This is a genomic window from uncultured Sphingorhabdus sp., assembly GCF_937872355.1.
Lineage (GTDB): Bacteria > Pseudomonadota > Alphaproteobacteria > Sphingomonadales > Sphingomonadaceae > Sphingorhabdus_B.
This window is the reverse complement of record NZ_CALMSV010000033.1, coordinates 40405-50492: the sequence shown is the minus strand read 5'-3', so window position 1 is coordinate 50492 and position 10088 is coordinate 40405. Positions and strand designations below refer to the sequence as shown.

The 10088-nt window shown below is 58.2% G+C and carries 12 protein-coding genes; 7 read left to right on the top strand and 5 right to left on the bottom strand.

Features of this window, described 5'->3' with window-relative positions:
• The 3 genes from Q0239_RS01650 to Q0239_RS01640 form a co-directional block, all read right to left on the bottom strand.
• Positions 1-705, bottom strand: a 705-nt coding sequence (locus Q0239_RS01650) for an epoxide hydrolase family protein (RefSeq protein ID WP_298597338.1), incomplete at its 3' end; no start/stop codon positions are given.
• Between the two features lie 61 nt (positions 706-766).
• Positions 767-1333: a TMEM165/GDT1 family protein gene (locus Q0239_RS01645; RefSeq protein WP_298597337.1), complete on the bottom strand. Its 567-nt coding sequence runs from the start codon at positions 1331-1333 to the stop codon at positions 767-769.
• A 31-nt stretch (positions 1334-1364) separates the two neighbouring features.
• Positions 1365-1673 carry a hypothetical protein gene (locus Q0239_RS01640; RefSeq protein ID WP_298597336.1) on the bottom strand — a complete coding sequence of 103 codons (309 nt, stop codon included), beginning with the start codon at positions 1671-1673 and terminating at the stop codon, positions 1365-1367.
• A 204-nt stretch (positions 1674-1877) separates the two neighbouring features.
• Between Q0239_RS01640 and rpmG the strand changes: the two genes are divergently transcribed.
• Positions 1878-2045 (top strand): 50S ribosomal protein L33, encoded by a 168-nt coding sequence (gene rpmG / locus Q0239_RS01635; protein ID WP_115550391.1) that lies wholly within the window; start codon positions 1878-1880, stop codon positions 2043-2045.
• Between the two features lie 87 nt (positions 2046-2132).
• Here the strand turns inward: rpmG and nhaA are convergent, their stop codons facing one another.
• Entirely contained in the window at positions 2133-3344 is a 1212-nt protein-coding gene (gene nhaA, locus Q0239_RS01630) for a Na+/H+ antiporter NhaA (protein WP_298597334.1), read from the bottom strand.
• Between the two features lie 121 nt (positions 3345-3465).
• Here nhaA and Q0239_RS01625 point away from each other — a divergent pair, with 121 nt between their 5' ends.
• The 3 genes from Q0239_RS01625 to Q0239_RS01615 all read left to right on the top strand — a co-directional run bounded on the left by Q0239_RS01625 (position 3466) and on the right by Q0239_RS01615 (position 6038).
• Positions 3466-3924, top strand: a complete 459-nt coding sequence (locus tag Q0239_RS01625; protein ID WP_298597332.1) for a helix-turn-helix transcriptional regulator — start codon at positions 3466-3468, stop codon at positions 3922-3924.
• Positions 3925-4073: 149 nt separating this feature from the next.
• Positions 4074-4511: a hypothetical protein gene (locus Q0239_RS01620; protein WP_298597330.1), complete on the top strand. Its 438-nt coding sequence runs from the start codon at positions 4074-4076 to the stop codon at positions 4509-4511.
• 69 nt (positions 4512-4580) lie between these two features.
• Entirely contained in the window at positions 4581-6038 is a 1458-nt protein-coding gene (locus Q0239_RS01615; protein WP_298597327.1) for a glycosyl transferase family protein, read from the top strand.
• Here Q0239_RS01615 and xseA read toward each other — a convergent pair.
• Positions 6004-7479, bottom strand: coding sequence for an exodeoxyribonuclease VII large subunit (xseA, locus tag Q0239_RS01610; protein WP_298597343.1), 1476 nt, complete (start codon positions 7477-7479; stop codon positions 6004-6006). The genes Q0239_RS01615 and xseA overlap by 35 nt on opposite strands.
• 3 nt (positions 7480-7482) lie before the next feature.
• On the opposite strand from xseA, the gene purD reads away from it, so the two are divergent.
• The 3 genes from purD (at position 7483) to Q0239_RS01595 (ending at position 10031) form a co-directional block, all read left to right on the top strand.
• Positions 7483-8760, top strand: a complete 1278-nt coding sequence (gene purD, locus Q0239_RS01605) for a phosphoribosylamine--glycine ligase (RefSeq protein WP_298597324.1) — start codon at positions 7483-7485, stop codon at positions 8758-8760.
• Positions 8761-9027 carry a hypothetical protein gene (locus tag Q0239_RS01600; RefSeq protein WP_298597321.1) on the top strand — a complete coding sequence of 89 codons (267 nt, stop codon included), beginning with the start codon at positions 8761-8763 and terminating at the stop codon, positions 9025-9027.
• A 107-nt stretch (positions 9028-9134) separates the two neighbouring features.
• Complete coding sequence (locus Q0239_RS01595; protein WP_298597317.1) at positions 9135-10031, top strand: hypothetical protein; 897 nt, start codon at positions 9135-9137, stop codon at positions 10029-10031.
• Positions 10032-10088 lie beyond the last annotated feature (57 nt).

Here is a 10088-nt window from a genome sequence, read left to right as displayed (position 1 = left end):
CGAATAGCCGCTGTCCTTTTCCTGATACCAGCCTGCCCGCATCGGCGATTGGGCCTCAAACGGTGTCGGCTCCGAAAGCACTTCAGGGGGAGGTGTCGCGACCGCCATGTTGACATGTATCGCGGCGCAAGCGCCTTTGTTCTGCGCACCGATGGCCGAGGTTACCATCGCCCCCCAATCGCCACCCTGCGCAAAATAGCGGTCATAGCCGAGCCCGCGCATGAGCACGTCCCAGCTTTCGGCAATCTTTTCGACCGACCAGCCCGCCCTGTCGGGCCGTCCCGAAAAGCCGTAACCGGGCAGCGAGGGCAGGACGAGATGGAAGGCAGGCTGACTGGGATCTGACGGCTCGGTCAACGCCTCAATGACATTCACAAATTCGAGCACCGATCCCGGCCAGCCATGCGTCATGATCATCGGGCGGGCATCGGCGCGGCTGCTTTTGATATGGATGAAATGGATATCGAGCCCGTCGATTTCGGTCTTGAAATGCGGCCAGCGGTTGAGCTCCGCCTCACACCGTCGCCAGTCGTAACTGCTGCGCCAATAATCGAGCAACTCCCGGGCATAAGCGAGCGGCAGGCCCTGATCCCAATCGTCGACGGTTTCCTTTTCGGGCAACCGGGTTAGCGCCAGCCGCGCTTGCAGGTCATCAAGCACGCTTTGGTCGATAGATACGGTAAAGGGCTGCGGTGAAATTGACATCGAGGCTCCACTCCTGATTGGAAGAGCCAAACTGTCGGCAATTTGCCAGTCGCGCAAGAGATCAGATGATATGCCAAGCCTTTAGCGCATGAATCAGCCCCAAAAGGCACAAGGCAACTCCGCCGCCAATCCGTATTTTCGATACAGGTAAGATCTTTGCCAGCCGCTCTTTCAGAAGGATCGCTGGGATCACGGCGACCAATGTGCCAAGCCAGCCCCCAATCGCGGGGAATAGCCAATGGTCGGCGCGCGCTGCATTGGCACCGATGATGAACTGCCCCTTGTCGCCAAATTGGAGGATGAAGATGCCCAGAAATGCCGTCAGGAACGGACCGGTCTTCCAACCCTCGAGCAGATCGACCGGCCTGCGCCAAGCGAGCATTGCCACGCCAGCCAGCACATAAGCGAGCCCGTTGAACAGCCGCACCGGATCCTGACTCACCCATTGGTCTATGAACGATCCGGCAAAAGCCGAAATCAGGCAATTTACAAGGCTGGCAGCTGCCAGCCCCAATATAACCGGTCGGTTGCTGGCAAAACGAATGGCCAGCGCTGCGGCTAACAACTGGGTCCGATCTCCGGTTTCGGTCAGAATCAGCGTCAGGAAGGATGCGATCAGGCTGTCCACCGGAGCTGCCTAGTCGAACGCTTTGCGCGTGTCAGCCACCAAGACGGATCGCGACCGAGGCGAGCAAAGCTTCGGATGCCGCCGGGTGCAGATGCGCGACACCGATTGCGTCAGATATAATGCCAAGGAAGCTGTCGCTTACCGCATGGCTGCCGTGCGCGCCGAAACGTTGCAGCGCCGCTTCAAAGGTGGCAGCAATTTCGGAAATCGCGGTCAGGCCGTGGCGCGCCGAGGTTTCGCGAATATTCTCCAGCCGCATCAGGAATTGCAAAGGATTGGCATCATAGGCGGTCATGCGCAAAGCCTCGACCAGTTCGCCCAGTTCCGCCCGAATCAACATGAGTTGATCATGATCATATTGCATGCCGGTTGCCCCCGATTGCCCTGACCCTGCTTTGCGCCTTTATGGTTACCGATTGGTTAAGGGTGACAGATTCATATGCGGGGTTGACTTTTGACCCGGTCCAGCGCAGTAGCGCGCCAGTTTCGGGCGGCATCGCGCCGTCCGTTTTCATTTTAGCGATTCGAACCGAAGGAACAGGCCATGGCGAAGCCAGCCACCATCAAAATCCGTCTCGTCAGCAGCGCTGACACCGGCTTCTTCTATGTAACGAAGAAAAACCCCCGGAATCAGACGGAAAAGATGTCTTTCCGCAAATATGATCCCGTCGCGCGCAAGCACGTCGAGTTCAAGGAAGCCAAGATCAAGTAAGCCTGGGCCGCGACCCGATCGGTCGCGCCGGAGCTGTCTGGCAATCGAATGAGGGACGCGATTTGCGTCCCTTTTTTGATTCGCAAATCAGGCCTTTTTCGCCTTGCTACCAAAGCGAAGCAGGAAATATCCGCTGAGTGCGGAAAGTATGGAACCCATCAGCACGCCAATTTTCACGGCATCGCCCTGGGTAGCATCGGTGAAAGCTAATCCTCCGATGAAAAGACTCATCGTAAATCCGATCCCGCACAGCAATGCCACGCCATAGACCTGCAACCAGCTGGCATCGCGTGGGCGTGCAGCCAGCCCGAGCTTGACGCAAGCCCAAACGCTGCCAAAAATTCCGACCTGCTTGCCGATGAAGAGGCCCAGCGCGATGCCAAGCGGCAGCGGTGCGAGCAGTGCATCCAAGCCCACCCCTTCGAGCGAGACCCCGGCATTCGCAAAGCCGAACAGCGGTACGATGACGAAGGCCACGGGTTTTGCCAGCGCATGTTCCAGTTGGTGAAGCAATGAATCTTCAGCATCGGGAGCAGCTTTTGTTCGACGCAAGGGAATTGCAAATGCCGCTAGAACCCCTGCGATCGTTGCATGCACCCCAGAAAGCAGGGTCGCATACCAGAGCAAAGCGGCAAGGATCAGATAAGGCCACAGACGCGCCACGCCGAAACGCCCCATAGCCAACATCGCCAGCCAGATAGCGGCAGCGGCACCCAATGCCATCATGTTGAGGCTGGCCGTGTAGAACAGGGCAATGATTGCGACTGCCCCCATGTCATCGACGATGGCAACGGTGGTCAGGAACAATTTAAGCGATGCCGGGGCACGGCTGCCCAACAAGGCGAGCACGCCGATGGCAAAAGCGATATCGGTTGCCGCAGGGATCGCCCAGCCACGGACCAGCGCCGGATCACCGCTAGCGATGAAAAGATAGACAGCCGCTGGTAGCGCCATTCCGGCTGCAGCTGCAATCATGGGTAGCAACCGGTCGTTCCAGCTGGCCAGATGCCCGTCGACAAATTCGCGTTTGATTTCCAAACCGACGAGCAGAAAGAAGATCGCCATCAGGCCATCGTTGATCCACAGATGCACCGTCATCGGGCCGAGTTTCGGTGTCAGTTCGGGCCCGGTTACCGCATGGATGAAATGGAAATAGCTCTCGGCAAGCGGCGAGTTGGCAACCAACATGGCGAGCGCGGCAACGCCCATCAGGATGATCCCTCCTGCAGCCTCGCTGTCGAGAAAATCGCGAAGCGCCGAAACAGGCTTAGCCGCTGCTGACTGGGCTTTTTCCATCATAGGGCAAACCAATAGCGCCCCTTTCAGCAAAAGGGCAACGTTTTACGGCAAAGTAGTTGCTTTCTGCCTGTTGGTTCAAGTAATTGCCAAGAACAGGCGATTGCCGGATGGGTGGAATTCGATGGACCAGCTTAACGTCGACAAACTGACCGATCGGCAAAAGGATTGCCTGCGGCTGGTCGCGCAAGGATTCACATCAAAGGAAATCGGTCGACTTCTCGACCTGTCGCCTTCGACTGTCGACAACCATGTGACCAGTGCGGTGCAGAGCCTTGGCGCTCCTAATCGTGGATCTGCCGCGCGTGCGCTTGCCGAAATCGAGCTTGGGCAGAAATTACCTAGGCAACCGCAGGCGCTTGCCCAAACCGACCAAAACGCCATCCTGACTGCCGAAGTGGGAGGCAGCAGTTTCAGCCAAGCATTGCGGCAGTTGCTGATCCTTCCCCCGGTAGGAGGGAAGAGAAATGACTTAGATGGCACATCGCGAACATTGCGTATCCTGCAGGTCGCGGTTCTGGCTTTGGCGTCGGTGATTGCATTGACGATCCTGGTATCCGGTCTCTTCCGGACATTCGGCTGAACCACACACCCTCGAACACGGCACCAGCGGCGGACCAGAGCCGCGTCTTGCCGGATGCGTTTCTGATTTTCCGGCAAAGGTCGGCAATATGCAGGTCGAAGCCACCACCCCGACTTGCATATTGCCACGGTCGATGGTCTTGACAGGACATGCCAACTACTTCCCTCCCCGACGCTCTGATCATCAGCCTGTTCTGGGTTTTTGCAGCCCTGTGTTGCGGTTTCGCCGCAATAACGGGTGGCAAAACGGGTCGCGCAGGCGCTGCGATGATCATGGCAGCAAGCGTCGCTTCAGCAGTAGCTGGCGAGTTCGGAAGCTGGGCTCAAACCCATATTCCCGTCATGGCCATCGACCTATTCCTTCTATTAGGTTTTTACTGGCTTGCCCTGCACAGCCAAAGCTTCTGGCCTATCTGGGCCACCGGTTTCCATTTGATTTCAGTAACATCGCATCTAGCGATCTTCTTCAGTGAAGGCGTCCAGCAGATGCTATATTACGGATTTGGCGCATTCTGGTCATTGCCGGTGATGCTCACCATGGTGATCGGCATCGCTTTGGACCGCGCGCGATTCCCAGTGGAACCCTGAATCGACTGCAACCCGCTGGGCATAACCGGTCAAGCCTGACCATCCAGCAGAGCTTGGACCACGGGATCAATGATATCGCCATTGGCTGCTCCCTCACTATGGTTGACGCTGGAGAGTTGGCAGCACGAACTTCTGCTGTTCAGCGCTATCTGGTTTCTGGTTGGGGCCATTGATGACCTGATTGTCGACGCTTTATGGTTATTGCACCGATCCGGACGGTGGCTGGCACGTTATCGAATTGCACCGCCGATGCGCGCAAGCGAACTGCCTGAACCGCAAGTAGCGGGCTTGATAGCCATCTTCATCCCAACTTGGTGCGAAGCGGACGTTATCACCACCATGCTCGCGCGCTGTCGCAACGCCTGGTTGGATAATGGCACGCACTACCGCATTTATATAGGTTGCTACCCGAATGATCGCGCCGGCGTAGCGGCGATAATGGCTGGTTGTCGACAATATGGAAGCGCCCGCCTCGTGTTGTGCGACCAAGATGGACCGACTTCGAAAGCGGACTGCCTGAACCGATTGTGGATTGCCCTGACACGTGACGAACTTGCCGCCGGGATCAAGGCCAAGGCGGTCGTGCTCCACGACGCTGAAGATATGGTCCACGCCGACGAGCTTCGAGTTTACGACTATCTGATCGAACGGGCGACCGCGGTGCAACTACCGGTGATTCCCGTGCGCGTTCCGGGCTCACGCTGGATCAGCGGTCATTATTGTGATGAGTTTGCCGAAGCCCATGGCAAGGCGCTGGTCGTGCGCGAAGCTGTGGGGGCGGCGATCCCGCTAGCCGGTGTCGGATGCGCGATATCGCGGACACATCTCGGCCGGATCGCGCTGAAAAATGGCGGCCTGCCCTTTGACCAATCGTCGCTGACTGAAGATTATGAACTGGGTTTGGGCGTTGCGGGCGATGGCAATAGAACGATTTTCGCCCGCATTCAGGATGCGTCGGGCCAATTGGTTGGCACGCGTGCCTGCTTCCCTGACACGCTGGGTACTGCGGTTCGGCAAAAGGCGCGCTGGATGACGGGGATTGCGCTTGCGGGGTGGGACCGGCTTGGCTGGCAGGGCGGATTGATCGAGTTCTGGATGCGCATGCGTGACCGAAAAGCCGTTTTTGCAGCGATCGTGCTGACGGCTGCCTATGCCTGTATTTTCCTGACAGCCCTCTTAATTCTTGGCCAGCTTGCGGGGTACCATAAGCCGAAACCTTTTGGTGATTTTCTGCTGATTATCTTGGCCATCAACGCAGTTCTGCTGATCTGGAGGCTAACAGTGCGGGCGTGCTTTGTCGCCCGCGTGCACGGCAAAGGTGAGGCGCTGGTATCGGTGCCGCGAACACTGATCGCCAATATCATCGCGATCATGGCGGCAAGGCGCGCGGTGACCGCATATCTCCGCCATATCCTGGGTGCTGCCTTACGCTGGGACAAAACTGCGCACAGCCATTTTCCAGCTTCGTCTTCCAGCACGAGCCAGTCCCCAATCAACCCTCACCAAACAGGTCCTGCTGGGTTGTAGAAGGCCCGCTACCCGAAGAAAGTTTCGCCTTTTGCGTTGGCGCTTTTCCACCCTGCACCAATGCATCGACACCGCCATCGCTAAAATTGAGGCGCACAACACCGGCCGCCACAGCCTGTTTGCTGCTGACGATGGTCGACTTGCCATCAGCAGTTGTTACCCGCGCAAAACCACGGGCCAGCGGCGATTCTGGATGGAGCGAGTTGAGCAGCCGATCGAGCCCCATCAGCCTTGAATTGCGTTCCTCCAACTGACGTTTGATCAGCGCCATCGGCAACCGAAGCGACTGTAACCGCTCTTCCGACATTGCCACACGGCGCCGCAACATGGCAGGCGACAACCGACCGCTGACCCCTGCAAATGCAACCCGTGCAAGGTCTGCCCGCTTTTCCAGCCCCCGACGCAGCCGATCTGCCAGATCGTCGGCATTCTGCTGACGCACTCCGATGATGTCGACTGTCTTTTGCAACAGCCTGATATGCGTCGTCAGCCGTTCGCGCGCCCGGTCGACAAAACTGCGAAGCCCGCCGGTTAGCCGCATCCCGCTTTGCGTAAGCTGCTGCGCAAGATCGAGCCGCACAGGCACGGCCATTTCGGCGGCAGCCGTGGGTGTAGGAGCACGCAAATCGGCGGCATAATCGCACAATGTCGTATCCGTCTCGTGCCCCACCGCCGAAATAACCGGGATGGACGATTCAGCAACTGCGCGAACCACCGCTTCCTCGTTGAAGGCCCACAGATCCTCGATCGATCCGCCGCCACGCGCGACAATCAGCAAATCCGGACGCGCCACCGGGCCATCTTCCGGCAGCGCAGAAAAGCCCCGAATGGCTGCGGCTATTTGTGCTGCTGAGCCATCGCCTTGCACCATCACCGGCCAAAGCACCACATGGCTGGGAAAGCGGTCCTCAAGCCGATGCATCATATCGCGGATTACTGCGCCAGTAGGCGAAGTTACGATACCAATCGTCCGTGGCAAGTGGGGGGCCGGCGTTTGGCGCGCGCCATCGACCAGCCCTCCGGCGGCCACCCCCTCTTTCATCTTTTCAAACAGAAACAGCAGCGCGCCTTCGCCCGCCAGTTCCAAACGATCGGCAACAATCTGGTAGCTCGAACGACCGGCATAAGTGGTGAGTTTTCCGGTCGCGATCACTTCCAGCCCGTCTTCGGGTGCAAAGGGCAGCCGCCCGGCATTACCCTTCCACATAACCCCGTCGAGCTTGGCATCAGCATCTTTGAGACTGAAATAGAGATGCCCCGATGCCGCCCGCTTGAATCCGGAAAGCTCACCGCGCACACGCACATGGCCAAAACGATCCTCAACCGTGCGCTTCAATGCATTCGAAATTTCGGAAACCGACAGGGCGGGGGCATTGCTGCCAGCCTTGGCCTCGGCTAACAGCCGCGCATTGCCTTCGTCATCGGGAATCGGGGAGTCCATCACTTGAATATCTTGCTTATCGGTTCGGGTGGACGCGAACATGCGCTGGCGTGGCGGCTTTCGCAATCGCCTCTTTGCGAAAAATTGTTCGCAAGTCCCGGCAACCCTGGAATTTCCGAATGTGCGGAATGTGTAGATGTCAATCCGGCCGACCATGAGGCTGTCGTCGCATTCTGCGCAAAGAAGCGCGTTGAGTTTGTCGTTGTTGGCCCCGAAGCACCGCTCGTCGATGGACTGGGCGACCGCCTGCGCGCAGCGGGTATCAAGGTATTCGGCCCCAATGCCAACGCGGCGGTGCTTGAGGGATCAAAGGGCTTTGTGAAGGACCTGTGTGCGCGGGAAGACATACCCACGGCCGCCTATGCCCGCCACAACGACAAGGCCGCGGCCCTTGCCGATCTTGGCCGTTTCGGTTTGCCGGTCGTGATCAAGGCGGATGGCCTTGCCGCTGGCAAGGGCGTGATCATTGCCGAAACCGCGGCCGAGGCGCAGGAAGCCATCGAACATATGTTCGGCGGCGGCTTCGGCAATGCCGGGGCGGAGGTCGTGATCGAAGAGTTCATGACGGGAGAAGAGGTCAGCTTTTTCGCGATCAGCGACGGCCAAAATGTCGTTCCCTTCGGCTCGGCGCAGGATCACAAGCGCGTCGGCGATGGCGATACCGGCCCCAATACCGGCGGGATGGGGGCCTATTCGCCAGCACCGGTATTTACGCCCGAACTCGAAGCCGACGTGATGAACCGCATCATCGAACCAACAGTTAAGGCGATGGCGCGCGACGGACGGCCCTATAGCGGCGTGTTTTTCGCAGGACTGATGCTGACCGCCCATGGGCCCAAGCTGATCGAATATAATTGCCGCTTTGGCGATCCCGAATGTCAGGTGCTGATGATGCGCTTTGAAGGCGATCTGGTCGCGCTGCTATTGGCAGCAGCGACAGAGGGCGGATTGGCCGAGGGCGCGCGCCCCGTTCTTTCGGATGAACATGCCCTCACCGTCGTGATGGCCGCGAACGGCTATCCCGGCACGCCCGAAAAGGGAGGGGCGATCACTATAGGTGATGTCGGCGCAGCGCGGATATTTCATGCAGGAACCGCAATGAAAGGCGATCAGCTGGTCGCTAATGGTGGCCGTGTATTAAATGTCACAGCCACCGGTGCTTCAGTAACCGAAGCGCAAGCCGCAGCCTATACCGCTGTCGGTGCCATCAGCTTCCCGACAGGTTTCTCGCGTCGCGACATCGGCTGGCGCGAAATTGAGCGCGAGAAGTCACAAAGTTGAATGACGGGCGATGTGGTAACCGACTGGACCTGTTTTGCACTCGGCGTAGGCGCTGGTTTCGCCTTGTGCTTCTTACTTTTGCGACGAAAGCGCGTGCAAACGCCGTCAGTGCAGCCTTTACAGGCGATTGAATTGCCACCGGATCTTAAGTCACTCGTTCTGCTCTACCGCGCCGACGGGCGCTTGATCGAAGCTATAAAGCTGGTCCGTGAACGAACCGGGTGTGACCTGCGTACAGCCAAATATCTGGTCGAGCATATCCGCTGACAGTTGGCCCAAATTTGGTTAAAAGCTGATACTGGACACTGGCTCTTGGCCGGTTAAGGTGCTCGCTACATGAATCTGAACAGCCGAAGGCTGGAGGGGAGTTTTAGATGGAATCGACTGCACTCATTTTTCTGGTTGTCGGCTTAGCGGTTCTCGCCATCCTCTTTTTTGTTTTCCCACGCAAAAAGGCTGAACCGCTCAAAGCTGAACCAAAGATTGAATCGCCCGCACAAACGGTGTCGCCGCCAGTTGCGCCCAAAGCGGTCGAGCCCGAACCAGTCGTCGCCGAGCCTGCGCCTCTGATGGATACGGCAGCTGCGAAACCAAAGCCAAAGGCGGCGGCAAAAGCCCCTGCAGCGAAGGCACCTGCCAAAGCAAAAGCAGCGCCAGCGAAGCCCAAAGCGGCTCCTGCAGCAAAGGCAGAGCCCAAGGTCGAAGCTGCCATACCCAAAAAGACCAAAGCCGCTCCAAAGGTAAAGGCTGTTGCAGCGCCCAAAGCCAAGACCGAGCCACAAGCAAAAGTTGCGGCCCCCACCAAAGCGAAAGCCGCACCCAAGGCTAAAGCAGCAGAACCGGTAAAAGCGAAAGCTGCGCCGAAGGCAAAAGCCGCGGCGCCAGTTAAGGTCAAATCGGCGCCAGCTCCTGCGCCAAAGAAGGTGGCAGCCCCTAAAGCAGCAGCGCCAAAGGCGAAAGCGGAGCCAAAGGCAAAGAGCGTCGCCGCAAAGCCAGCTGCCAAGCCCACCATTCCTGACAATATCGAACTGCTGAAAGGTGTCGGCCCGAAACTGGTGACGCAGCTCAAATCGCTGGGCATTACCAGCCTAGACCAGATTGCGAACTGGACCGCTGCCGACATCGCGGACATTGATCCGAAACTCGGTGTGTTCACCGGCCGTATCGGGCGTGACAATTGGGTCGATCAGGCCAAATTACTCGTCGCAGGAGACGTCGCCGGTTTCGAAAAGAAATATGGCGCTCTCGGCAGCGAAATAACCAAGGGGTGATGGCAGCCGCTAAAGCGGCACATCAAGAGGGGAAGGCGGGGTCTGGTGACACCCGCC